At 70.0% G+C, this 24248-nt stretch carries 24 protein-coding genes; 6 read left to right on the top strand and 18 right to left on the bottom strand.

From position 1 onward, the window contains the following. Positions 1–8 precede the first annotated feature (8 nt). From ACS5PV_RS00340 to ACS5PV_RS00370, 7 genes are all read right to left on the bottom strand, one after another. Positions 9–452, bottom strand: a complete 444-nt coding sequence (locus ACS5PV_RS00340; protein WP_455393401.1) for a structural cement protein Gp24 — start codon at positions 450–452, stop codon at positions 9–11. Continuing rightward, on the bottom strand, positions 452–1471 hold the full coding sequence (locus ACS5PV_RS00345; protein WP_455393402.1) for a DUF2213 domain-containing protein: 1020 nt from the start codon (positions 1469–1471) through the stop codon (positions 452–454). Before ACS5PV_RS00345 ends, ACS5PV_RS00340 begins: the two co-directional genes overlap by 1 nt. 172 nt (positions 1472–1643) lie before the next feature. Further along, positions 1644–2909: a DUF1073 domain-containing protein gene (locus tag ACS5PV_RS00350; protein ID WP_455393403.1), complete on the bottom strand. Its 1266-nt coding sequence runs from the start codon at positions 2907–2909 to the stop codon at positions 1644–1646. Continuing rightward, positions 2909–4405, bottom strand: a complete 1497-nt coding sequence (terL, locus tag ACS5PV_RS00355) for a phage terminase large subunit (protein WP_455393404.1) — start codon at positions 4403–4405, stop codon at positions 2909–2911. The genes ACS5PV_RS00350 and terL overlap by 1 nt, the downstream gene beginning before the upstream one ends. A gap of 7 nt (positions 4406–4412) precedes the next feature. After that, entirely contained in the window at positions 4413–5024 is a 612-nt protein-coding gene (locus ACS5PV_RS00360) for a hypothetical protein (protein WP_455393405.1), read from the bottom strand. Positions 5025–5279: 255 nt separating this feature from the next. Beyond that, on the bottom strand, positions 5280–5939 hold the full coding sequence (gene nusG / locus ACS5PV_RS00365) for a transcription termination/antitermination protein NusG (protein ID WP_455393406.1): 660 nt from the start codon (positions 5937–5939) through the stop codon (positions 5280–5282). 28 nt (positions 5940–5967) lie between these two features. Next, positions 5968–6132, bottom strand: a complete 165-nt coding sequence (locus ACS5PV_RS00370) for a hypothetical protein (RefSeq protein ID WP_455393407.1) — start codon at positions 6130–6132, stop codon at positions 5968–5970. A 370-nt stretch (positions 6133–6502) separates the two neighbouring features. Between ACS5PV_RS00370 and ACS5PV_RS00375 the strand changes: the two genes are divergently transcribed. After that, a complete protein-coding gene (locus tag ACS5PV_RS00375) occupies positions 6503–7246 on the top strand; it encodes a LexA family transcriptional regulator (protein ID WP_455393408.1) in 744 nt (247 codons plus the stop codon). Positions 7247–7275: 29 nt separating this feature from the next. Here the strand turns inward: ACS5PV_RS00375 and ACS5PV_RS00380 are convergent, their stop codons facing one another. From ACS5PV_RS00380 to ACS5PV_RS00390, 3 genes are all read right to left on the bottom strand, one after another. Beyond that, the gene (locus tag ACS5PV_RS00380) at positions 7276–7668 is read right to left on the bottom strand and encodes a hypothetical protein (protein WP_455393409.1); all 393 of its coding nucleotides are present in this window, start codon (positions 7666–7668) and stop codon (positions 7276–7278) included. A gap of 281 nt (positions 7669–7949) precedes the next feature. Next, positions 7950–8864 (bottom strand): aldo/keto reductase, encoded by a 915-nt coding sequence (locus ACS5PV_RS00385; RefSeq protein ID WP_455393410.1) that lies wholly within the window; start codon positions 8862–8864, stop codon positions 7950–7952. After that, positions 8861–9760, bottom strand: coding sequence for a helix-turn-helix domain-containing protein (locus ACS5PV_RS00390; RefSeq protein WP_455393411.1), 900 nt, complete (start codon positions 9758–9760; stop codon positions 8861–8863). The genes ACS5PV_RS00385 and ACS5PV_RS00390 overlap by 4 nt, the downstream gene beginning before the upstream one ends. 163 nt (positions 9761–9923) lie before the next feature. Between ACS5PV_RS00390 and pobA the strand changes: the two genes are divergently transcribed. Then, positions 9924–11120 carry a 4-hydroxybenzoate 3-monooxygenase gene (gene pobA, locus ACS5PV_RS00395; protein ID WP_455393412.1) on the top strand — a complete coding sequence of 399 codons (1197 nt, stop codon included), beginning with the start codon at positions 9924–9926 and terminating at the stop codon, positions 11118–11120. A 206-nt stretch (positions 11121–11326) separates the two neighbouring features. Here pobA and ACS5PV_RS00400 read toward each other — a convergent pair whose 3' ends face one another. After that, positions 11327–11770 carry a PACE efflux transporter gene (locus ACS5PV_RS00400; protein ID WP_455393413.1) on the bottom strand — a complete coding sequence of 148 codons (444 nt, stop codon included), beginning with the start codon at positions 11768–11770 and terminating at the stop codon, positions 11327–11329. A gap of 91 nt (positions 11771–11861) precedes the next feature. On the opposite strand from ACS5PV_RS00400, the gene ACS5PV_RS00405 reads away from it, so the two are divergent. The 3 genes from ACS5PV_RS00405 to ACS5PV_RS00415 all read left to right on the top strand — a co-directional run bounded on the left by ACS5PV_RS00405 (position 11862) and on the right by ACS5PV_RS00415 (position 14946). Continuing rightward, positions 11862–12773 (top strand): LysR family transcriptional regulator, encoded by a 912-nt coding sequence (locus ACS5PV_RS00405; protein WP_455393414.1) that lies wholly within the window; start codon positions 11862–11864, stop codon positions 12771–12773. A gap of 68 nt (positions 12774–12841) precedes the next feature. Further along, a complete protein-coding gene (locus ACS5PV_RS00410; RefSeq protein WP_455393415.1) occupies positions 12842–13348 on the top strand; it encodes a hypothetical protein in 507 nt (168 codons plus the stop codon). Next, complete coding sequence (locus ACS5PV_RS00415; RefSeq protein WP_455393416.1) at positions 13291–14946, top strand: hypothetical protein; 1656 nt, start codon at positions 13291–13293, stop codon at positions 14944–14946. The genes ACS5PV_RS00410 and ACS5PV_RS00415 overlap by 58 nt, the downstream gene beginning before the upstream one ends. A gap of 72 nt (positions 14947–15018) precedes the next feature. Here ACS5PV_RS00415 and ACS5PV_RS00420 read toward each other — a convergent pair whose 3' ends face one another. From ACS5PV_RS00420 to ACS5PV_RS00450, 7 genes are all read right to left on the bottom strand, one after another. Next, positions 15019–16086 carry a YcjF family protein gene (locus ACS5PV_RS00420; protein WP_455393417.1) on the bottom strand — a complete coding sequence of 356 codons (1068 nt, stop codon included), beginning with the start codon at positions 16084–16086 and terminating at the stop codon, positions 15019–15021. Positions 16087–16096: 10 nt separating this feature from the next. Further along, the gene (locus tag ACS5PV_RS00425; protein ID WP_455393418.1) at positions 16097–17563 is read right to left on the bottom strand and encodes a YcjX family protein; all 1467 of its coding nucleotides are present in this window, start codon (positions 17561–17563) and stop codon (positions 16097–16099) included. A gap of 154 nt (positions 17564–17717) precedes the next feature. Continuing rightward, positions 17718–18908 carry a hypothetical protein gene (locus ACS5PV_RS00430; RefSeq protein ID WP_455393419.1) on the bottom strand — a complete coding sequence of 397 codons (1191 nt, stop codon included), beginning with the start codon at positions 18906–18908 and terminating at the stop codon, positions 17718–17720. A gap of 402 nt (positions 18909–19310) precedes the next feature. Next, complete coding sequence (locus ACS5PV_RS00435; RefSeq protein WP_455393420.1) at positions 19311–19829, bottom strand: SixA phosphatase family protein; 519 nt, start codon at positions 19827–19829, stop codon at positions 19311–19313. A gap of 4 nt (positions 19830–19833) precedes the next feature. After that, complete coding sequence (locus tag ACS5PV_RS00440; RefSeq protein ID WP_455393421.1) at positions 19834–20679, bottom strand: AAA family ATPase; 846 nt, start codon at positions 20677–20679, stop codon at positions 19834–19836. 77 nt (positions 20680–20756) lie between these two features. Further along, positions 20757–21416 (bottom strand): hypothetical protein, encoded by a 660-nt coding sequence (locus tag ACS5PV_RS00445; protein WP_455393422.1) that lies wholly within the window; start codon positions 21414–21416, stop codon positions 20757–20759. Next, positions 21413–22642 carry an ATPase gene (locus ACS5PV_RS00450; protein WP_455393423.1) on the bottom strand — a complete coding sequence of 410 codons (1230 nt, stop codon included), beginning with the start codon at positions 22640–22642 and terminating at the stop codon, positions 21413–21415. Before ACS5PV_RS00450 ends, ACS5PV_RS00445 begins: the two co-directional genes overlap by 4 nt. A 246-nt stretch (positions 22643–22888) precedes the next feature. Here ACS5PV_RS00450 and ACS5PV_RS00455 point away from each other — a divergent pair, with 246 nt between their 5' ends. After that, on the top strand, positions 22889–24193 hold the full coding sequence (locus ACS5PV_RS00455) for a cystathionine gamma-synthase family protein (RefSeq protein WP_455393424.1): 1305 nt from the start codon (positions 22889–22891) through the stop codon (positions 24191–24193). Positions 24194–24248 lie beyond the last annotated feature (55 nt).

Here is a 24248-nt window from a genome sequence, read left to right on the forward strand (position 1 = left end):
GGCCTCGTTCAGTTCAGGCGCAGGCGGACGAGGCCGCCGGCGGGTGCGGAGGTGTCGAACAGGGCGTTCGGGATCGGGGCGTTGCCGGAAGCCGTCGCGGTGATCGCGCCGGCGGGCGTGACGTAGGCCTGGGCGCCGGCGCTCGCGGCCGAGGCCGCGACGACCCAGACGGCGCCGCGCACCATGACCGGCGCGGTCTCGCCCCTGGCGAAGAGGTCGGCGCCGGTCGGGCTCGGCCGAGCGTTGCGGTCGGCGAGCACGATGCCGCGGAACACCGCGCCCGAGGCGGCGACGCCCTCGTCGCGGGCGCCCTGGAAGGCGGCGCGGCCGAAGCCGATCCCCTCCGGGGTCTCGACCGTCCGGCTGAGGATCGTCGCGGGGGTCTGGTCGGCGGCCATGCCCTCGTAGGCGGCGGCGGGCCGGGCGGGATAGCTGGTCTGGACGGGGGGCATCAGCGGGCTCCTGCGGGTTTCCAGGCGGTGCGGAGGGTCTCGACCATGGCGGCGTGGGCCGCCTCGGGCGTCGAGTGAGCGGGGCGGTGGTCGCGCAGGGCGTCGCGCAGCGGGTCGGCGGGCCGCGGCGCCGGCGAGTGGTGCGGAGAGTTCCGGTGCGGGGCTGCGGCGAGCACCCGGAAGGCGCCCTCGATCGCGGCGGGGCCCATCGCCGCCGCCTCCGCCTCGCCGAGGATCCGGGCCACCGCCTGCCGCCGGATCGCCCCGGGATCGAGGCCGGCGGGATCGAAGGCGTCGCCGAGGATGCGCCGGGCCTGCCCCACCAGGGCGCCGCGCTCGGCCGCGAGTGCGTCGAGGGCGGCCTCGTCCGGCACCCGGGCGCGGAGCGCCGCGACCTCGCCGTCGCGCGCGGCGAGCGCGGTCTCGGCGGCCTCGGCCCTCGCCTCGGCCTCGGCGAGGCGCCGGGTCAGGTCGGCGTCGCCGATGCGGCATTCCGGCCCGGCGCGCCCCTGGGCGACGATGGCGACGTGGTCGACGACGATGCGGGTCTGGCGGGCGTCGTAGGGCTCGCCGTCCGGGGCGGTGCCGGGGGTCCAGTCGAGGTCGCAGGTATAGCCGACCGAGACCTCGCGCCGCCCGGCCTGCACCGCCGCGATGGCCGAGGAATCGGCGAGCAGCATCGGGATGCGGACATACGCGCCGTCGCGCACCACCTCGTCGCCGACATGGCCGCGGGCGACGCCGCGCCAGGTCCGCGGCGTCACCGCCTCCGGCGGATGGTCGAGGGTGACGGGCTTGTGGCCGAAGCTGCGCAGGGAGTCTTCGCGAAAGATCTCGTCCGGGTCGCGGTAGATCCGGACCGTTGCGAGGTCGGGACGGGCGACCTCGTCGCCGCGATAGACCTGGACGTTGCCGGCGCGCGCGGCGCGCGCCTGCACCACCAGGGCGCCGTTGCCGAGCGGGCGCGCGCCCGCGATCTCGGCCGCGGGGCCGAGGCTGAACCGGTCGAAGAGGTGCATGGGTGGGGTCTCGCGTGGGGAGGGAAAACCTCGTTCCCGCTCGGGCTCGTCAGGTCGCAACGCCGGGTCGCGCGCACCCCTCCTCTCCCCGCCCGCGGGGAGAGGAGGGAACCCGTGCCTTGTCCGGCGGTGTGACCGTGTCGGCCCGCTCGGGAGCGGGGTGGAACGCGGCTCAGCCCGCCGGCCGGCCGAAGGCCGCGGCGATGCCGGGGAAGAGGTCGGCGGCCGATAGCCAGCCCTCGACGCCGCGGGCGAGGACGCCGTCGGGCACCACGCCCTCGCGGGCGAGCATCGCGGCGGTCTCGGCCTTGAGGCGTCCGATCTCCGCCTTCTCGCGCTCGCTCGCCTGGGCGAGCGGCCGCCAGGTGTAGCGCAAGGAGGGGTCGTCCCGGCCGAGCGCGTCGCGGATCAAGAGCCGGTCGAGGCGGGCGATGGCCGGCGTGAGCTCGACGGTCTGACGGGCCGCGACGTGGTCGTGGTAGTTGCGGATGTCGGATTCGCCGGTGGCGTTGAGGCCGGCCGGCGACTGGCCCAGCAGCCGCGTCACCGGGATGTCGGCGGCTCCCGCCGCGACCTGGAGGAAGAGGCGCGCCACCTCCGGCAGGCCCGAGAAGTCGAGCTGCTTCTGCTGGTAGCGCTCGCCCTCCGGCGAGCGGCCGTCGCCTTCGAGCAGCAGCATGCCGAACAGGCCCTTCATCCTGGCCGCATAGGCGAAGCGCTCGGTGAGAAGGCGGGTACCGTCCTCGGTCGATAGGGCCTGCGACAGACCCGGCACCGAGATCACGTCCTGCTTGGCCTCGGGCAGCATCGCGGCGATGTGGGCGGAGGCCGCCGTCGCCTGGTCGATCGCCTCCAGCAGCGCCTGGAGCACGCTGTCGCCCCAACCGTCGCCGACCTCGTCGTCGGGCAGGGCCGCCCCGAGGAGGCGGATGACCCGGGAGGGATGCACCGCCTGCCCGCCCGCCACGGCGTAGCCCTTCGGCTCCCCGAACCAGGGCGAGAGCGGATCGCGCTCGATGGCGCCGGCCTGGATCCGGCCGCGGGGCAGAACGTGGAGGTAGCGCAGGTCCCCCTGTCCGACCGTCTCGGGATCGAGCGGCAGGCTCGGATCGGGCGCCCCGTCGCCGATCAGGATCGCGGCGCCGCCGTGCAGGCGCGCCAGGCGCAAGCCCCGCAGCAGGCGGTCGCGCAGGGCGAGGCGCTCCTCGCTCGCGGCGAGCGCCGCTGCGACCTCGGGCGGAGCCTGCCAGGCGCGCCACTCGCGCAGCATGTCGAAGGGCACGATGTCGACGACCTTGCGGGCGAGCCAGTTGTCCCGGTAGGCGGCGTCGAGTTCCGCGCGGGCGCGGGGCACGTGGACGTGCAGGTTGCCGGTGCTCTTGTCCCGCGGGCCGCCGAGGCCGGAGACGAGGTTGGCGAGGCGGTCGGCGAGCCACATCACAGGACTCCGAGCAGGCCGTATCCCGGCCGGGCGAGCGCCGAGAAGGCGCGCGAGAGGGCGTCGACCTGGTCGAGGAAGGCGCCGTTGGGGAAGGTGCAGAGCTCGTCGAGGAAGGCCTCGTTCCAGGGACCGGCGACGAGGTGCAGGTTGCCGGCCTCGGCCTGGGCCGAGACCGGGGCGGCGCGGGTCGCCTTGTCGCCGCTCTCCGGCGACGCCCGCACGTCGTAGCCGGCGAGGCGCGAGACGAGGTACTGCGCCTGCGCCTTGCCGGCCTGGCCGGGATCCTGCGGCAGCGAGATCCGGCAGGACGGCCCGTCCTCGGCGGCCGTCGCCAGGATCAGCCGCTCGACGCCCCCGGCCGAGAGCCGGTCGCGGCGCACGTCCACGACGTAGAGGTGACCGTCGGGGGCTCGCGCGAGCTTGACCCCGGCGGTGTAGTCCGGCCCGCGCCCGCCCGTCCCCTGCCCACCCTTGGGCACGCTCGCCGCGAGGTCCCAGGCCCGGACGGTGGCGCAGCCGGCGGGCACCGCCCGCACGCGGGTGAACCAGCCGCGCTTGAACATCCCGCCGTCCCGGGGCGCGGGCCGCTGCTGGTACTGGCCGGCGGCCGCGTACTCGCCCATCGCGGCCTTGTCGCGCTCCACCGCCGCCCTCGGAAAGCGGGCGGGAAACAGCAGCTCGCCCGCCTCCCGGCGCGGATCGGTGAAGCCGATGCGGGTGGCGCAGGCGCGCTCCGGCTCGAACTCCATCGGCAGCATCAGGTGCTCGTAGCCGAGGTTCCGCGCCAGGATCACGCCCGACAGGTCGCGCTCGTGCAGCCTCTGCATGACGACGACGATCGCCGAGCGGACGGGGTCGTTGAGGCGGGTCGGCACCGCCTCCAGGAACCACTGCGCGATCCCCTCGCGCACCCGCTCCGAGTTGGCGCCGTCGACCGAGATCGGGTCGTCGAGGATCACCCGGTCGCCGCGCGAGCCGGTGATCGAACCGGCCGAGACCGCCTCGCGCAAACCCGTCGCCGTGGTCTCGAACCGGCCCTTGCGGTTCTGGTCGCGGGTGAGCCGCACCCGCCCGCCCCACAAGCCCCGGTACCAGGGCGAGGTGACGAGGCGCCGGGTGCGCAGGTTGTCCCGGAGCGCCAGCCGCTCGGTGTGCGAGACCGCGACGGTGCGTAACGCAGGGCGGTTCTTCGGCCCCCACTCCCAGGCCGGCCAGAACACCCCGGCGAGCAGGCTCTTCATCGTGCCGGGCGGCACGTTGATGAGGAGCCGGGTGATCTCGCCGGCGGTCACCGCCTCGAGATGGGCGCAGACCGCGTCGATGTGCCAGCCGTGGATGTAGGGTGCGCCCGGCTCGATCACCGGCCAGGCCCGGCGCACGAAGCCCGCCAGGCTCTCCTCGCTATCGAGCCGGTCGAGGGCCCGGATCAGGGCCGGCGGGTCCTTGAGCCAAATGCCCGGAATCGAAGTGCCCGGAATCGAGGTGCCGGGCACCAAGGTGTTAAGCTTGGGCGAGGCGCTCGGCGATGGCCCGGAGCTGGGCCCGCTGCCCCTCGTCGAGGAGGCGGAAGGCGGCGTCCGGGTCGGAGGTCGCGGTGTCGTCACGGTTCCTCGCATCCCCCTTGTCGAGATCCCAGGCCTGCCGCTCCAGGGCGATCCACAGCCGCGCCGCGGCGGCGAGGTCGCGCAACGCCGCGACGCGCTTCTGGAGGATGGCCGCGCGGGCGAGCCCGCCCTCCTCCGTGCCGTCGTCCGGCACGGCCTCGGCCGCGGCGGCCTGGAGGTCGTCGAGGAGACGCAGGGTGAGGGCGGCGCCCTGCGCCACCACGATGCGGTGGCCGCCGAGCACGCCGCCGGGACGGGCCTCATCGAGGCAGGCCGTGCCGGCGGCAGCGCCACGCGGCGGAGCGGGGTCCTGGGGGGCGTCGCGCTCCCACCCTTCCGCCCGCGCCCGGCGCCGCAGCGTCGCCGGGCTGATGCCGAAGCGGCGCGCGATCGCGGGCCCGGCCGCCGGCTCGGCCCGGAAGGCCGCCGCGATGCCCGCCCAGTCGATGACCCGCCGCGCCGGGAGTCCTTCGGTCGCGCGCGTCCGGGTCGGGAGCCTTGTGGCCATGTCGCCTCGTCGGGAGATGAGAGGCGCGAGGCCGGCCGGTGGCCGCCGGCAACCGGGGCCGGCGGGCACGAGCCGCCCTTCGCCTCGGTGATGCCGTGGGCCGGGTCCGGGGACACATCCCCGCATGGCGGGGCAGTCGAGCAGCCACCTCCCTCGTGGGGCAGGCCGCAGACCCGGATAACCTGAGACCTTTGTACCCGCCCCGCCGATGTTCGTCAAATGTTCTCTTCGGCGGGACGCGATTTTTTCGTGGGGTCAGTCGCGCGCGATCTGGTCCTCGTCGAGCACCGCCGGGGTCTCGCGCCCGAACAGCGACAGGGCGACCCGGTAGCGCCGGCGGGCCGGGTCGATCCCCTCGACCGTGCCGCGCAAGGCCGCGAGCGGTCCGGCCGTCACCCGCACGTCGTCGCCCAGCGCGAAGAGGAGCGCCGTCACCGCCTCCGCATCGTCGTCCTCCGTCCCGCTGCCGTGCCCGGTGACCGCGTCGGCGAAGGCCTGGAGCACGGACGGCGCGATGACGACGGCGCGGCCGTCGCGAAACAGCACGCGGGCGATGCCCGGATGGCCCTCGACCCGCGCGAGGTCGTCGTCGTCGCGCAAGCCGACGAACAGCGTCCGGTGCAGCAGCGGCACCCGGGCGGTGCGGCGGCGGCCCGAGGGGGAGGTCAGCTCGACCTCCTCGCGCGGCTCGAAGGTGGGGATGCCGGCGGCCTCGCAGTCGCGGGCCGCGCGGGCGGCCCAGCGCGGCCGCGTCTCGGCGACGAGCCAGACCCGATCGGCCGCGAGCACGATCCGGACGTGCCGGACCCGTCGCCTGCGCCGGCGCCGGATCTCGGCGGCGCGGTCGGCCGGCGGACGGTCATGCGCCAGGGCCTCGCGGCGGCGGCGGGCGATGCGGCGCTTCTTCCCGCTCACGCCGCCCTCCCCGGCTGCCGAAGACCGATCAGGCTCCGCCGGGGCGATCCGACGGCGCGTCGGGCGGGGCGATCCGCTCGCGGGCGGCCTCCCGCGTCAGCGTCTCGGTCGCGCGCACGATCCGGGCGCGCACCATCAGGAACAGGCCGACCCCCAGGGCGAGGGTCCAGAGCACGATCAGGGCAACCTTCATGCGCCTCTCCTGCACCGGCACGGCGCGCGGCGCGACGGCCCGTCGGGGTGATGCCAGGCCGTTGCGGCGATTCGCCGCCCGGGGAGCCGGTGCCGCATCGACCCGGATCGTCCGCCGTCACCCCGCCGTTGCGCCATCGGAGGGCAGCGCCGTCGGGTGGTCCGCTGCGGGCTGCGAGGAAACGGTGGACCATCGGCAAGACTCCCGCAACGAGGGATACGGCACCACGCTGCCGTTGAGGTAGGATGCAGGACGGGACGGAGGCGAACAGCGATGCTTGCACGATCCTGACCACGGTCCTTGCGGCCAAAGTAGCTACATGATGTAATGATTTTGCTCAATACCTCAAGTGACAAGGGTTTTCGCTGAGGTGATTCAATCGGGAGAGAACCGCGTCCGTGCCGCGCAGGGCGAGCGGCTGCGCCAAGCGCGCATCGCCGCCGGCTACCGTTCGGCGCGGGACGCCGCTTTGCAGAACGCCTGGCCGGAGAGCACCTATCGGGCGCACGAGGCCGGGACCCGGACCATCGGCCAGGACGACGCCGAGCGCTACGCCGCGCGCTTGCGCCGCGACGGCGTCGAGGTCACCGCCAAGGGTCTCCTGTTCGGCGACGACGACGCGCCGGAGCCGCTCGCCGAGGGCGGCCAGGATAGCGGCCAAGACGGCGGCCATGTGGTGGGGGTGAAGGGATTGATCAGCGCCGGCGGCTTGATCGACACCGGGAACGAGCAGCCCGGACCGGGGGGCGACCTCTTCCGGATCGCCGTGCCGTTCCCCGTGCCGCACGGCACGATCGCGTTCCGGGTCGCCGGCCTGTCGATGTATCCGAAATACGAGCCGGACGACGTGGTGCTCTGCGCCGAGGCGGGCGAGAGCCCGGAGCGCCTGCTCGACCTCTACGCCGCGGTGGCGACGGCGGAGGGAAACCGTTTCCTGAAGAAGATCCTGCGCGGCTCGCAGCGCGGCACCTACCACCTGGAGAGCCACAACGCCCCGCTGATGCCGGACCAGCGCCTGGTCTGGGCCTCGGGCATCATCAGCACCGTGCACGCGCAGCACTGGAGCCGGTTCTGCGCCGGCTCCAAATCGGCTGGCGTCAAGCCGCCCGGGTAGAGAGATCGCTGCGTCGTGCAGCGATCCGGTCAGTCCGCCTGCGCGACCCGGGCAGTGCGGCGCTGCGCGGTCCAGCGGCCGGAGCAGAGGGCCGACACGTTCCAGGTGCCGGAGCCGGAATTGGCCTGGAGCCGGCCCGAGGCCGCGCCGCTGGTCGAGCCGTGGCGGACGGTGAGGCCGACCTGGCCGTCCGACCCGATGCGCCCGCTCACCGTCGCGCCGCCCTCGCCCGCCGAGGCCACCCGCACGTCGCCGTCGGCGATGGCGAGCGAGACGGTGTAGCGGCTGTCGCACATCCCCGATTCTGTGACGAGCTGCACCGACCAGGTACCGTTGAATCCCCGCCCGTCCGCGGCCGCCGGCTTCAGGCCGGCCGGCAGGGCGGCGCACAGGACGAGGGCGGCGACGGACGACTTGAGCATGGGACCCCCTTCGGTCGAGCCTGGACGCGGCCGGCTCGCTTCTTGAAAGCTTGGCGGAAAGGATGCGCGTGGATCGCGATCGCCCGTTGCGCGATCACGAGCGGCCGCGCGCTGGACGAGAAGCGGTATGGATGACGCATCCTTAACACAGGCAGAACGGCAGCAATATGGCAGGGCGCGGCTGTCGACGGATCGACTGGGCTATGGCCGCGCTTGTTCGCAGGTGTGCTCCGCGAAGACTTGCGATTTCGAAGACTTGGCCGTTCCTTGCCGTCGCGGGTTCAGCCCGGCATCGCTGCGGCCATGCGGCGGCGCAGGGCCTCGTCCGGCAGCGGGCCGGTTCCGGCGCGCAGGTTCGCCGCCATGTGACCGGGATCGGCGGTACCCGGGATGGCGCAGGTCACGGCCGGATGGGAGATCACGAATTTCAGCAGGATCTCGGCCCAGGAAGCGCAGTCGATCTCCGCCGCGTAGTCCGGCAGCGGCGTGCGGGCGAGGCGGCGCAGGAGCCCGCCGCCGCCGAAGGGCCGGTTGACCAGCACCGCGACGCCGCGCTCGGCAGCGAGCGGCAGCAGGCGGTTCTCCGCCGCCCGGTCGTCGAGGGCGTAGTTGATCTGGAGGACGTCCAGCCGCTCGGCCCGCAGCACCGCCTCGACGGCGTCGTAGGCGCTCTCGGTGTAGTGCGAGATGCCGAGGTAGCGGATCCGTCCTTCCTCCTTCCAGGCGCGCAGGGTCGGCAGGTGGGTGCGCCAGTCGAGCAGATTGTGAATCTGCATCAGGTCGAGGCGCTCGGTGCGCAGGAGCTGGAACGAGCGCTGCATCTGCGCGATGCCCGCCTCGCGGCCGCTGGTCCAGACCTTGGTGGCGAGGAAGGTCCTGTCCCGGGCCTTGAGGTCCGCGACGAGGTCGCCGGTGACGCCCTCGGCGTGGCCGTACATCGGCGAGGAATCGATCACCCGGCCGCCCCGGCCGAGCAGGGTCGCCACCACCTCGCGCAACGGCGCTCGCTCGGCGGGCTTCGTCCCGACGTCGAAACCGCGCCAGGTTCCGAGCCCGACCACCGGCAGCGTCTCGCCGCTCGCCGGGATCGGCCGCCGGTGCAGCTCCACCGCTTGCGCGGCGGCTCCGCCGCCGGCCGCCGCCGCCAGCGCCGCGCCGAGGAACCCCTGCCGGGTCAGTCCGTGCCCGCTCGTCATCGCGTCTCTCCCCTGTCGGCGCCGCGCCTGTCGCGAAACGCCCGCGGGCACTCGCCGGTGCCCTTGGCGAAGAAGCGCGAGAAATAGGCCGGGTCGGTGAAGCCGAGGCCGTAGGCGATCTCGGCGATGCCGAGGTCGGAATAGAGCAGGCTGCGCTTGGCCTCGAGCAGGCGGCGCTCGCGGATGATCCGGCCCGGGCTCACCCCCGTCACCGCCCGGCAGGCGGCGCGCAGCCGCGCCTCGGTCACCCCGAGATCGTCGGCGTAAGCCGCGAGCGGCCGCTCGCGGCGGTGATGCGCCTCGACGAGTTCGCGGAAGCGCGCGGTGAGCAGCGCCTGCGGCCCCGGCGGCGCCGTCGGCTCGCGGGCGGCGGCGAGCCGGCGCAGGCCGGCGACGAGGAGCAGCATCAGGTGGGCCTCGATCGCGCCGCGCCGGCCCGGCGCCGCCCAGGCGAGCTCCCGGGCGAGCTCGGCCACCGCTTCCTCGACCGGGCCGGGCTCCGGCAGGGCGAGGGCCGCGGGGCCGGCAAACAGCGCCGACAATTCCGGCTCGCGCCCGCACAGGTCGCGCAGGTAGCGCGCCGAGAGCGTCAGCACGGCCCCCACCGTGCCGTCGGCGAAGCGGAAGCCGTGGGCGGTGCCGGCCGGCACCGCCAGGAGGCACGGTGCCGCGAAGGCGAGCCGCTCGGCCTCGGCCCGCATCTCCCCGCCGCCGTCGGCGATCAGCAGCAGCTGGTGCAGGCTCGAATGGACGTGCGGACGGATGGTCCAGCGGTTCGGGCGGCTGCGATCGTCCAAGGCTTCGAGATGCAGGAAGCGATCGTCCGCGTCCCGCGGCGCCTCTCCGTAGAGGAAGAAGTGCGGTACCGCAGGGGCTTGGACGGGATCGAGGCGCATCGCGGGCGGGTCCTGGCAGGACGACGGAGCTTGCGAAAAATCCAACTTTTCCCTCGCCCCGTCCATCGTCAACCGGGCCGCAGCGGTTCACCTTCGCGTCACGAAGAGCAGCCACCGAAGAATGGTGGCGCCACGGTTCCAGGAAACGCTCAGGGAAACGCCCATGCGCACGAAGGTCGCCATCATCGGCGCCGGCCCGGCCGGCCTCTTCCTCGCCCACCTCATGGCCCGTGCCGGGATCGACGCGGTGGTGCTGGAGCGGCGCACCCGCGACTACGTCGAGGGCCGGGTGCGGGCAGGCGTCCTGGAGCAGGGCACCGTCGCGCTGATGGAAGAGCTCGGCCTCGACGCGCGGCTCAAGGCCGAGGGCCTGCCGCATACCGGCACCAACCTCGCCTATGACGGCGAGATCTTCCGCATCGACATGGCGGCGCTGACCGGCGCGGCGGTGACGGTCTACGGCCAGCAGGAGGTGATGCGCGACCTGTTCGACGCCGCCGAGCCCCGCGGCGTGCAGATCGTGTTCGAGGCCGAGGACCTGCGGCTCGACGGCCTCACCGGACACAGCCCGAGCGTGTCCTACCGCAAGGCCGGTGTCGCCCACACCCTCGCCTGCGATTACGTTGCCGCCTGCGACGGCTTCCACGGCGTCGGGCGGGCGTCGATTCCCGACGACGTGCTCAAGGTCTACGAGCGGGTCTACCCCTTCGGCTGGCTCGGCATCCTGGCCGAGGTGCCGCCGGTCAACCACGAGCTGATCTACGCCAACCACGCCCGCGGCTTCGCCCTCGCCAGCATGCGTTCGCCGACCCGCAGCCGCTACTACGTCCAGGTCGGCCTCGACGAGCGGATCGAGGACTGGTCCGACGAGCGGTTCTGGGACGAGGTCGAGACCCGCCTCGGGCCGACGGCGTCGGCCGGGCTGGTGCGCGGCCCCTCCTTCGAGAAGAGCATCGCGCCCTTGCGCAGCTTCGTCGCCGAGCCGATGCGCTACGGCCGCCTGTTCCTCGCCGGCGACGCCGCCCACATCGTCCCGCCGACGGGGGCGAAGGGCATGAACCTCGCGGTCTCCGACGTCGCGATGCTCGCCGAGGCCCTGACCCTGCACTACGCCGAGCGCGATTCGTCGGGGCTCGATGGCTACTCCGCCCGGGCGCTCGCCCGGGTGTGGAAGGCCGAGCGCTTCAGCTGGTGGTTCACCGGCCTCACCCACCGCTTCCCCGACATGGACGCGTTCGCCCGTCGGATGCAGGTGGCGGAGCTCGCCTATATCCGCGGGTCGCGGGCGGCGCAGACGGCGATCGCGGAGAACTATGTCGGGCTGCCGATGGGGTTCGGGCGCGAGGCGCTGGCGGCGTGACCGTTGCGAAGCCGCTTCGATTGGTTCCGCCAGCCGCTTCGGCCCAGGGCGAGAACCCGGGATCCATACCCGCCGACGGCGCAGATCTGAGCGGATCGCGTCCCGACTGATCCTGTGCCGTCAGCGTTCATGGGTCCCGGGTTCCGCTGCGCGGCCCCGGGATGACGGCGAGGGTTTCAGCGTGGTCGGCTCACCCGGACAAGGTCTCACCGGGACGGCGCCGCCGCGACCTCGCCCCAGCTCTTCAGCGGGAAGGCCCGATCGTAGGCCAGATTGAAGACGAAAGCGTAAGCGACGTAGAACAGCGCGATCGCGATATCCATCACGAAGGCCTGCACGAGGCCGATCCCGAGATACCAGGCGATCGGCGGCAGCAGGATGACCAGCAAGCCCGCCTCGAACAGCACGGCGTGAGCCAGCCGAAGCGGTAGGCTCTTGCGCGTGTGTCCGACAAGCCGCTGCATCGCGCGATCGAAGCCCGAATTGTAGACGTAGTTCCACACCGTCGCGGCCACGGCGCTGCCCGCTCCGATCACGCCCATCGCGGAGGCGTGCAGCCCAAACAGGACGGTCCCGAGCGGGATGATGAGGGCGAGGCCGACGACCTCAAACAGGAGGGCGTGGCGGATGCGGTCGCGTGTGCTGCGCATGGGCTGAACTCTCGAAAGATCCAGTTGGTCCGCCGCCTTCTATCGGCGATACCCCGCGCAGCAAGTTGGGACGTATCGGGAAATCAGATCGATGGCCGTCTCGCTCGATCAGCTTCAGGCCTTCGTGGCGGCGGCCGAGGCCGGGTCGTTCTCCGGCGCGGCCCGTGCGCTCCGCAAGGCGCAGTCGGCCGTCAGCACCCAGGTGGCGAATCTCGAGGCGGATCTGGGGCTCGAGCTGTTCAGCCGGGCGGGCCGGAACCCGGTCCTGACCCCGGCCGGCGAGCGGCTGCTCCTGGAGGCGCGGGTCGTGCTCGACCGGCGCGAGCACCTGATCGGCGTGGCGCGCAGCCTGGAGCGGCGGGTCGAGAACCGGCTCGTCGTCGCCATCGACGAGCTCTACCCCGAGCACGCGCTCGGCGCCCTCTTCGCCGAGTTCGCCCGGGCCTTTCCTTACGTGGAGCTGGAACTGCTCTTTCCGCTGATGGAGGATGTCAGCCGCATGGTGCAGTCGGGTGCGGCCGATCTCGGCGTGATGTGGCGCCAGGAGGTCCTGCCGACGGAACTCGGCTTCCAGACCATCGGCTGGGTGCCGCTCAAGCTCGTCTGCGGGCGCGACCACCCGCTCGCCCAAACGTCGTCCGCCAAGCCGCGGGTGGAGTGGGAGGAGCTGAAGCGCCACCGCCAGATCCTCGTCGCCGCCCGCAGCGACGGTCCGGAGAAGCGGCGCCTGCGGGTGGCCGCCGAGGTGTGGTGGGTCGAGAGCCACTGGGTGATCCTCGAGATGGTGAAGCACGGGATCGGCTGGGCCTTCGTCACCGACCACGTCATCGCCGCCTCCCCGACCGCGCCGTTCCTCGTCACACCGGATTTGCAGTTCGACCAGGGCGACTGGCCGATCGCCCTGGAGCTGGTCTGGCACAAGCAGCGGCCCTGCGGGCCGGCGGCGGCCTGGCTGCGGGAGCGGTTCGCGGCGGAGCGGGTTGGCGGCTACTCGGATGGATGATTACTCTCCTATTTCATTTCGCCGATTGGGTTGGTAAGAATATATGAAGATCTGCTGCGGAGACTGAATTGCGCAGTTGCTACGAAATAAATAAAGATATTCATGCTTCAAATGGGATGAAATTTATAAATAGAGAGCATATAAGAAGTTTTTCTGTTAATATATTTCGCGCCAATGCAGACGAATTAATAGAGTTAGTTCGTCATTTGAGCGATCCTGAACATGGCATGCGCCTAATGGCTGTTGCCAACAAGGAGGCCGGGACACAAGCTCACAGAGAAGTGAGTCGTAGAATCCATAATTTTGTTGCAGCTGCAAAAACCCTTGTCGATCATACACGAGTTTTCATCGAAGCAAATTACGATCAAACAGATATTTCAAAAATATACAAAATGGAAGTTGACAGTAAATTTGCAAAAAATAAAAATGTTAAATTTGTTCATGATCTTCGTAATTATATGCTTCATCGCGGCTTGCCTAATTCAAGCATGTTCTCAAGTATTCTCAGGATCCCAGTTTGCCTGAGTCAGGCGGTGAAATCACAACAGGTGTGCGACTTGATGCTGATGAGTTGAGAAAGTGGTCAGGTTGGACTTCGCTAGCACGCGCATATCTTGATGCCGCTGGGGATGAAATAAATATTGAGAATTTCGTTGAGGAATATGTGTCAAAAGTTAACGAAATTCAGATTTTATTAAGTAAGTCGCTAATAAAATTTCATGCGAATGAGATATCTGAACTTGAGGCGCTTCGCGAAGAATATGCTTTGAGTGAGGGGCAGGCTGATATTTCTCGTGAAGACAATTTACCGGAAGGAAAAATTTTATATGAATCTCCTGAAAAGATTATTGACGATTTTTATATTCCCATATCAATCGTCGATGCAATAAATCAGTGCGGCGAACGTTTGCTAAGTAATATTCGTGCCTTAATTTTTGAAGCGCATGCCGAAATGCATTTTAGGAGTGAGCGCCCTGTAAACTTTACTATTACTCCTGCTGAACTTATCGAGCAGCCTGTTATATCCAGAAAAGACGCTGAAGGGAATGAGATTATCGCGTTTATTTCGCAAAACTCACAGCTATACGGCTTTGATGCCGTGGCTACAGATATTTTTTATAAAACAGTTGACGTAATTTGCAAAATCGATTGGGCGCAAAAAAAACTGGATGAAAAATTTATTAGGTCCCTAATAATAGACTGGTGTCGTTCATCATTTGCTTCCGATGACTCGATTGGCTTGGCTGCTTCAATTATATCTTCTGCTAAATCGAACATAAAATTATGGGATGTGTGGGCTCCTATTGCCTATCTTGAAGTGGAACGAGGATTCTCACTTGGTCCTGCTCAGATACTTCCGATCCGTGCACAGATGCTAACCGATCTAGAAGAGGAGGGTATTAAATTTGCTGCCGGTCAAGAAGATCAAGTGCATGCATTATTTAATAGTCTAAGATCTACGATGCAGGGCTATGCGGCAGTTGTGATTAAAATAGAGGCGGTGCGGGAGCGTGCAAAGCTGGATGGATTAGCAATAGCTCGCGAGGCTATAAATTTGCTACGCTTCTTTTCTCCTGCCGCTTCGGATATTTCACTTTATTGCCCAACTTCCCTACTCGGCAGTGAGATCATTCCTACAAGTCATGTCTTGGTTCTTGGCAGCGGTGATTTCTCATATTCTGAGAGCGGCCCTTCTGATCGTGTGGCATATTGGCAGATGTCGAATGGAGAAATAGAAAAAAAAGAACGGGCACTCGATGCCGTAGGTAAACTGTTCGATGCCGAATACTTAAGCGAATTTGAGCGCGCCGTACGGTCAGCAATTATAATTTTTGGCACTGCGGCCACATTCAGGAATCTGGATGATCGACTGATCTATACGCTCTCGGCGGTCGAAAATTTGCTGCTCAAGCATGAGTCGGAGGCTCGTGCATATAATGTTGAAAAACGACTGACTCAACTTATGGCGTACGGAGGAAATAAAACTGAGGAGGTTGCCCATGTCATTAGGGCAACATATAGGTTCCGAGCAAGGCATGGTATGTTGCAATGGTCAGATTTTGAAAGAAGTCTGTTGCAAGAATTTGTTCGCTACGCTCAAAGTTTGATCATCGTTGCTTTGCATAATACTTCAAATTTTTCAACCTGCTCAGAATTTATAGATGGAATTTAATTTAGATCGATATGGCATACAATTATTTATATATTAGTGCCATGTCTCTAAGCACATTGTTTCTCAAATATTTCATATCTTTTCAGAAGGGTGTATTCGCCCCTCCCCATCACCCCCGCCCCGCAATAATTCCCCCGCCACATCCCCCAGCCGCGGCGCCGCCTCCCGGGTGAACGGCAGCGGCCGGCACACGGCGAGCGCCGCCAGCCCGAACCGCGCCGTCATCAGCCCGTTGAGCACGCCCTCCCCGAGCTTCGCCGAGATGCGCGCCGCGACACCTAAGCCCAGCACCGACTGCACCAGGCTGTCGCCGACCGCGACGCTGCCGGTGACCGCGAGATGCGCGAGCGCCGCCCGGGCGAGGCGCAGGAAGCCGAACAGGCCGGGCCTCCCGCCATAGATGGTGGCGATGCGGCGCAGCAGCCGGACCGCCGCGAAGATCACGAAGCCGACATCGACGATCGCCCGCGGGCTCAGCGCCGTCACCGCCGAGACCTGCTTGGCGGCGTCCGCCACCGCCGCCTTGGCGGCGCGGTCGAGGGAGGCCAGCAGCTCGGCCTCGGCGATGCCGAGCCGGTCCTCGACGTCGAGGATCTGGTCGTCGAGGGCGGCGAGCCGCGCCCGCGCGGCGCTCAGGGCCGGGCGCTCGGCGTAGAGGCCGGAGAGGCTGCGCACGACGGCCTTGGCGGCGCTGTGGTCGCGGGAGCGGAGCGCGTCGAGGGCCTCCTCGCGCAGGGCCTCGATGCGGCGCTCGCGCAGGACGCCCGCCACCTCGCGCCAGACGATCGCCGCGAGCGCCACCGCGGCGACCGCCAGCAGCACCAGGGCCAGGATGCCGAGCCAGGGCGCGGCGGAGAAGAGGTCGGCGATCAGGCGCTCGATCGCGAGGCCGATGCCGAGGGAGGCCAGGCCCCCGAGCGCCGAGAGGAGCAAGGTGGCCCAGGGCGCGCGGGAGCGCGGCGCCACCGGCACGGCGACGCCGTCGGCGGCCTCGACGATCTCGAACGGCTCCTCCACCACGCGCACGCCGTCGGGCAGCGCCGTCTCGGTGCCGGGGGGCGGCGGGGCGGCGGTGGCGGTCTCAGGTCCGGCAGGCGGCAGGCGGAAGGCGCGGGGCTTCGCGGTCGGGGTGTTCGTCATCGAGAAGCCCTCAGGCCAGGCGGTCGCCGATCAGGAAGTTCAGGGCGCGGTCGAGGCGGATCTGCGGCAGGCGGCCCGGGCGGCCCAGCGCGTCGCGGGCGACCTGGGGCGGGCGAAAGCGCGGGAAGCGCAGCGAACCCGGCGGCACGGCGCCCTCCAGCACGGCTTCCGGCCGCTCGGGCAGCTCGCCCGGGAAGATCGCGGCCTCGGTCTCGCCGTCGAAGGTCTCGCCGTCGATGCTCTCGCCCGCCTCCGGCGTGCCGGCCACCGCCCGGAAGGCGCTCGGCCCGTCATGCACCACCGTCTCGCGGGTCGAGCGCACCGAGGCGAGCGCCTGGGTGCTGACATGGGCACCCGCGGCCTCCGTGCGCCGCAGCGAGCGGGCAACGAGGAGGCGCAGCAGCGCGTCGAGCCGGTCGTGGCTGGAATGATGCAGGTGGTCGGCCTTGGTGGCGGCGAACAGGATCCGGTCGGCCCGGGGCGCGAAGAAGCGCGACAGCAGGGTGTTGCGCCCGACCCTGAGGCTCATCAGCACCCGGTCGAGGGCCTCCTCCAGCTCGGCGAGCGCCGCCGCCCCGGCATCGACCGCCGCCAGCACGTCGACGAGCACGATCTGCCGGTCGATGCGCTGGAAATGGTCGCGGAAGAACGGCGTGACCACCCGATGCTTGTAGGCCTCGAAGCGGCGCTGCATCAGGCCCCCCAGGCTGTCGGGGTTCACCGGGCGATCGAGGATCAGGGGTGCGAAGGTGAGCGCCGGCGAGCCCGCGAGGTCGCCCGGCATCAGGAAGCGGCCCGGCGGCGTCGTCGCCACCGCCTCGGGGCCGGAGCGCACGGCGGCGAGGTAGGTCGTGAACGCCTCGCTCGCCCGCTCGGCCACGATCTCGTCGAGGGGCTGGTTCGGGTCGAGCGCCCGCAGGGATGCGAGCCAGGGCGCCGCCATCGCGGCCCGGCCGGGCCGCTCGGCAGCGGCGATCGTCTCGCGCGACCAGCCCTCGTAGGTCTGCTCGATGAGGGCGAGGTCGAGCAGCCACTCGCCCGGATAGTCGAAGATGTCGACCATCAGGCTCGCCGGGCCAGTGCGCCAGCCGCTCTTGCGCTCGTAATCGATCTCCAGGCGCAGCTGGCTGATCCGGTCGGTCGAGCGCGGCCAGCGGCGCGATTCGGTCAGCGCCGCGAGGTGGTCCTCGTAGGGGAAGCGCGGCACCGCGTCGTCGGGCTGCGGCACCAGGCGGGCCCGGCGCAGGCGGCCCTCTTGCGAGGCGCGGAGCGCCGGCAGCGGGTGGAGGCCGGTGAGCTGATGCACCAGCGCGGTGGTGAACACCGTCTTGCCCGACCGCGCGAGGCCGGTGACGCCGAGCCGCACTGTTGGCTGGACCAGGAGGTCGTTGGAGGCCTCCGCCAGGGAGCGCGTGGCCTCCGTGACGGACTTGGCGAGGGAGCCGGCACGCGCGGCGAGGTCGGTCAGGGGCGGCACGCGGTACGCTCTGGCTTCATGTCGCTCCCCGAGGTGGCGCGGGGCCGAAGGTTCCGCAAGGGCCTCGGCGTCATTCGCCGAAGCGGTCACCGGTTCGGCGGCAAAAATGATGCAAATACAGGAATCTAAGCAGAGTCGCCCTTGCGGACCCTGCTTAGGGCGCGGCTTGCGCCTGCCGGTTCGCCGCCCCGCGCTCGGCCTCGGCCCGGGCGATCGCCGCGGCGACGAGGGCCGGGCTCGCCCGCAGGGCCCCGAGCTCGACCGAGGACATCGCCAGGAGCACCGGGGCGAGGCGCGCGGTGGCGTGCCCGTCGGGGGTGAACAGGCCGAGATCGTCGCCGGGCTTGACGCCGACGCTGCCGGCGATGCGGGCGGCGTAGTTCTGGATCCGGATCTCGTCGGAGCCGCACAGGGGTGCCGGCGGGCGTAGCGACGGCGGCAGGGAAGAGGCCGGGGCGACGGCGAGGGTCGGCAGGGCGGCGGCCTCCGCGGCGAGCCGCGCGCCGTCGAGGGCCCGCATCGGCTCGATCGCGGCGGGGCGCGCCGCCTCGCCGATGCCGGTGGCGATGGTGGGCAAGGGCGGCGCCTTGACGGCGCGCACGGGCTGGCGCGTCCGGCCCTGCATCCGGGCGAGCGCCGACCAGGGCTGGACCCGCAGGGCGTTGCCGGCGGCCGGCCGGGCCGCCACGGTGGGGCGGGCCGGTGCCCGCGCGACCCGGCGCGGGGCGCCGCCGCGGCCGTGGCTGGCGAGGAAGCGCGCCCGCAGGGTGCGGCCGATGCCCTGCGGCGCGAGAGCCGCCAGCACCGGCGTGGCGGCCCGCATGGGCGCGGCTCCCCGCGCCGGGCTGACGGCGCGCACGGCGACCGGGCCGGCGCACTCGGCCGGCGCCCAGCGGCGGACGATCGCCAGGGCCGAGCGGCGCCCGTACTCGCCGTAGTAGCGCCTGAGCAGCGAGACCGCGGCATCGGCCCCCTGCCCGGCGGTGGCGAAGCCGGTATGGCCCTCCTGGTCGCCGCCGATCTCGCCGTCCCAGCGCGCCCGCTTGATGCACCAGTAATTGTTGAGCTTGACGCAACGCGCGACGAAGGCGGGATCGTTCTGTGCCGCCCAGGCGGTCCAGGCCAGCGAGAGCGGCAGCAGCCCGTCCTTTGTCTCGCTGCGCCAGTTCGACACCGCCCGCGCCTCGGGCCGGTAGACCGGCATCGCGCGTTCGGTCGTCGCGAGGGCGGAGGCGGTGGCGAGCCCGTCGCTGACCCGCGCGACGCCGTCCCGCACCAGGGCGGCGGCCGCGTCGGTCGCGGGGCCGGCCGCGAGGCTTAAGCTGAGGAAAGCGTTGAGGATCACGGGGGCTCGGGGTGCGTGGCTGCGGCTAAGGCTGTTTCAAGCGAATTCCTGGCCGCACCGTTCCACCGAAAGAGGCGCGGGTTCCTCCTCTCCCCGCGGGCGGGGAGAGGGCTGTGCTCCCGTTCAGGGAGCGCAGCGAGCCGCGAACCGCAGGTTCGCCGCGAGGGTGAGGGGGTTTCTCCGGAAGAGGCTCAATCGTCGAGACCCCCTCACCCTCGCTCCGGCTGCGCCTCCGCTTGCCGCGTCACCTGGACGGTGACACGGCCCTCTCCCCGCCCGCGGGGAGAGGAGAGACCCGCGCCTTTTCTTTTCCCAGACCGCTCAGCGGTCACCGACAGGAGAGACACGCATGACGTGACCGGACACTGCATCCCCGCTCAATCGGAGGATGAAGCCCCACTCTCACTCGTCCTCGCCGTGCCCGAGGCTCTTCGGCGTCACGAACCGCTCGACCGTGCCCTCCCCGGCCTCGACCTTGCTCCAAGAATCCACCGGCAGGTCGATCACCGCGACCGCGGCCGTCGGGTATTTCTTGGTCAGTGCCCGCCGCGCCTCGCTCGGCTGGCTCAGCAACCGGGCGAGGTCCTGGAAGCCCGGATTGTGGCCGATCATCAGCGCGGTCGCGACCGCGTCCGGGATCGCCCGCACCACGTCGAGCAGGCGCGAGACCGGCGCCTCGTAGATCTGCGGCACGGTCTCGTCCGGCACCGCCCCCAGCGCCGGCTTGACGAGATCCCAGGTCTCCTGCGTGCGCCGGGCCGGCGAGACCAGCACCCGCTCGGGAATCAGCCCCTCCGCCGCCAGGTAGGCGGCCATCTTCGGTGCCGCCTCCTGCCCGCGGGATGCCAGCGGCCGGTCGATGTCGGACGCGCCGTCGGGCCAGTCGGACTTGGCGTGGCGGAGCAGGATCAGGCGGCGCATCGGATTAGCGTCCCTCGCGGCGGCTCAGGAAGGCGAGTTTTTCGAAAAGCCCGACATCCTGCTCGTTCTTCAGGAGCGCCCCGTGCAGCGGCGGGATCAGCTTGCGGGGGTCGCGTTCGCGCAAGGTGTCGGGCCCGATATCCTCGGCCATCAGGAGCTTCAGCCAGTCGAGCAGTTCCGAGGTCGAGGGCTTCTTCTTCAGACCCGGCGCCTCGCGCACCTCGAAGAAGATCCGCAGGGCCTCCTCGACCAGGCGCTGCTTGATGCCCGGATAGTGCACGTCGACGATCGCCTTCAGCGTGTCGGCGTCCGGGAACTTGATGTAGTGGAAGAAGCAGCGGCGCAGGAAGGCGTCCGGCAGCTCCTTCTCGTTGTTCGAGGTGATGATGACGATCGGCCGGCGCGCGGCGCGGACGGTCTCGCCGGTTTCGTAGACGTGGAACTCCATCCGGTCGAGTTCGAGCAGGAGATCGTTCGGGAACTCGATGTCGGCCTTGTCGATCTCGTCGATCAAGAGCACCGGCCGCTCGGGGGCGGTGAAGGCCTCCCACAGCTTGCCGCGGCGGATGTAGTTGGCGATGTCCGACACCCGGGGGTCGCCGAGTTGCGAGTCGCGCAGGCGCGAGACCGCGTCGTACTCGTAGAGGCCCTGCTGCGCCTTGGTGGTCGACTTGATGTGCCAGGTCAGCAGCGGAGCGTTCAGGCCCCGGGCGATCTCCTCGGCCAGCACGGTCTTGCCGGTGCCCGGCTCGCCCTTGACGAGGAGCGGCCGCTCCAGGGTGATGGCGGCGTTGACCGCGATGGTGAGGTCGCCGGTGGCGACGTAGCTCTCGGTTCCGGTGAATCGCATCGGGCTCGCGTCACGTCCGTGGGAGGAGTTGCCTCGAACCTATGCCGAGGCGGCGGCGCTGGCGAGCCCCGCCCGCCTCACAGCTTCGACGGATCAAACCATACGCAGCTGCGGGCGATCACCGTGAAGTTGATCTCCGAGCGCGCCGGCTGCGGCAGCAGCTCGCCGTCGATCGCCACCGTGGTCTGGTTCGAGGTGGCACCGTCGCCGAAGCTCTGGGGCCGGGTCACATAGCAATATTGCTTCTCGGGCTTCTGCTCGTCGCCCTTGAAGTTCCAGCCGGTGACGATCGAGCCGTCGAGATAGGGCACGGTCTTGAACACCGTGAAGCTCGTGCGCACGGCCGCCGCCGCGGAGGCCGGCGCCTCGGTCTTGCCCTGGTTGCCGGTGAGCGAGGACACGTCCGGGCGCCCCTTTGCCGCCGGCACCCCGCCCTCGATCTTGAGGGTGGTGTCGGTGAGCTTCACCTCGCCGCTCGTCTTGAGCGTCGTGGTCTCGAGGGCCTGGGTGAGAGCCTTGGCGAGCTTGTCGGAGGCGTTGCCGACCTCGTTCATCGTCGCGTAGCCGTAGAAGGCGGCGCCGAGGCCGGCGCCGGCCAGACCGACGAACACGCCGAGCCCGATCGCCCGGAACAGGAAGGCGCGGGCATTGGAGATCCGGGCCTCGGCCCGCAGGCGCCCGTTGACGTGCTGGGCGAGCGCGACGTTCTCCGGCGTGCCCGGTGCGAGGTAGCTCACGGTCTCGGCCTCTCGATACGGTCGTCGTCGCGCGCCGGGGGCGCCGGGGGTGTGCCGGCCTGCGGCACAGTCGGCGAGCGGCGCTGGTCGAGGGGGATCGCGGCGCCCGAGGCCACCGCGGCCTCGCGCATCGCCCGCTGCGCGTCCTGGATCTGGGTCGCGCTCTCGGCCATCTGGTTGAGGAGCAGCGGCACGCCTTCCGGCTGCATCATCGCGTCGAGGTCGTCCTCGTCGCGATAGGTCTTGCGCACCTGCACGGCGCAGAGCGCGAGCAGCGTCGAGGCGAAGGCGGCGCAGAGCGCGGGCGCGAACACGAAGATCCGCAGGAAGGCGTGGACCTGCTGGTCGGTGACGTCGACCGGGTCGGCGCCGTAGACCATCGCGGTGAAGGAGTGCAGCTGCGAGCGCCGCACCGCGTCGCGGTAGGCGCCTTCCGCTTCCGTCACCCGGCGATCGGCGGCGGCGCGGTCGAGCTGGGCCCGGGCGGCGCGGGCCTCCGTGAGGTTCTTGGCCACCACCGCCCGCTCGTCGCCGGCGCTCTTCAGGCTGCCGGCGATGGTGGCGGTGCGCGGATCGGTGACGCAGCGCAGATAATTGTAGCGCTTGCCGCGGCTGTTGGTGCCCGACAGGCGCTCGCAGCGCTGGCCCGGCAGGCCGGCGAGCTGGGCCGAGGCTTCCGTCGTGCGCTTCTCGAGCGCCGCGGCCTCTGCCGCGTACTGCGCCACCCTCGCGTCGGCCTGGGCGATGCGGTTGTCGATCGTGCCGCGGTCGGCCTCGGCTTCCTTCAGGGTGGTCCGCGCCTTCGAGGCCTCGGCGAGGCGGGGATGGAACATCATCTCGCCGAGCTGCGACACCGACTTGGTGGTCACGCCCGCCGCCATCACGATGCCGACGATCGCCAGGCCCTTGATCAGCCAGTCGCGCTGCACCCGGATCAGGATGCCGAGCGGCACCCGGCACAGCTCGATCGCCGCGTAGACGATCGGCGCCAGCAGCATGAACCAGAAGCTCTGGTCGTGCTTGTCGGCGTAGGTCTCGGCGAAGAACCACGCCCCGGCGAGCGAGGTGCAGATCACAAGCGCCTCGACCAGGTAGGCGATGGCGACGTAGCCCCAGCGGATGCGGTAGCCCTTGCGGATCGCCCGGTCCTGCTTCCAGGCATCGGTCTCGTCGGTCCAGGCGCGCTTCTCGCGCACCACCACCCGATCGGGAGGCTGTCTGCCCATCACGGCTCCTCGCGCCGACCGCCCGGGGGCGGCCGCGTACACGGATTCTCAATCCTTCGTCCTATGCGGGTTTTGCGCCGAAAATGCGCCGCGGGCGAGCCGGCCTTGCCGCGGCGCAGCGTCCGGGCTGCGCTTTACGCACCGCAAAACGTCGTGAACGGCGTTAGAACTGGCTTGCGGCGCGCTTCGTCGCGCCGAGAACCGACGCCGCCAGGACGGCGTCGCCAGCCTGGAGCGAGGCCCCGCATGTCGGACGACCGCTACCACAAGGACCGGCTCGGCAACCGCCGGCTGAGCCCTGAGACCCTGATGCTCGGCTACGGCTACGATCCCGCCCTCTCGGAGGGGGCGGTGAAGCCGCCGGTCTTCCTGACCTCGACCTTCGTGTTCACCTCCGCCGAGCACGGCAAGGCGTTCTTCGACTACGTCTCGGGACGGCGCGAGCCGCCGGCCGGCGAGGCGGCGGGGCTGGTCTATTCCCGCTTCAACCACCCCAACAGCGAGATCGTCGAGGACCGGCTCGCGGTGTTCGAGGAGGCGGAGGCCGCGCTCCTGTTCTCGTCGGGCATGTCGGCGATCGCCACCGTGATCCTCGCGCATGCCCGCCCCGGCGACGTGGTGCTGCACTCCCAGCCGCTCTACGGCGGCACCGAGACGCTGATCGCCAAGACGCTGGCCGGCTTCACCATCGGGGCGGTCGGCTTCCAGGACGGCACCGACGAGGAAAGCGTGACGGCGGCCGCGGACGCCGCGCAGGAGCTCGCGGCGAAGACCGGCGGGCGCGTCAGCGTCGTGATGGTCGAGACGCCGTCGAACCCCCTCAACACCCTGGTCGATCTCGCCCTCGTGCGCCGGGCGGCCGACCGGATCGGCGCCCGCCAGGGCGGCCAGGCGCCGGTGGTGGTCTGCGACAACACGCTGCTCGGCCCCCTCTTCCAGCACCCGCTGCGCTTTGGTGCCGACATCTCGGTCTACTCGCTGACGAAGTACGTCGGCGGCCATTCCGACCTCATCGCCGGGGCGGCCCTCGGCTCCGCCGCCCGGATGAAGCCGGTGCGGCTGCTGCGCTCGGCGATCGGCACCCAGCTCGATCCGCATTCGTGCTGGATGCTCGGGCGCTCGCTCGAGACCCTGACGCTCAGGATGGAGAAGGCTAACCGCAACGGCGAGCTCATCGCCGAACGCTTGCGCGCCCACCCGAAGGTGACGCGGCTGCACCATCTCGGCCACCTCGAGCCCGGCTCCGGCGCGGCCAAAGTCTATGCGGCGCAGTGCGCGGCGCCGGGCTCGACCTTCTCGTTCGACGTCGCGGGGGCCGAGCCGGAGGCGTTCCGGGTGCTGAACGCGCTCCAGCTGTTCAAGCTGGCGGTGAGCTTAGGCGGCACCGAATCGCTGGCGAGCCACCCGGCCTCGACCACCCATTCGGGGGTGCCGAAGGCGGTGCGCGACCGGCTGGGCGTCACCGACGCGACGATCCGGGTCTCGATCGGCATCGAGCATCCGGAGGATCTGGCGGCGGACCTGGAGGCGGCGCTGGCGGTCCTCGGGTGAAAAGCGCGGCTTGCGGCCCCTTTTGGCTTGCCCCGGAGGGGCCCCTCCGCATGAT

Source organism: Methylobacterium sp. Gmos1 (assembly GCF_053764715.1).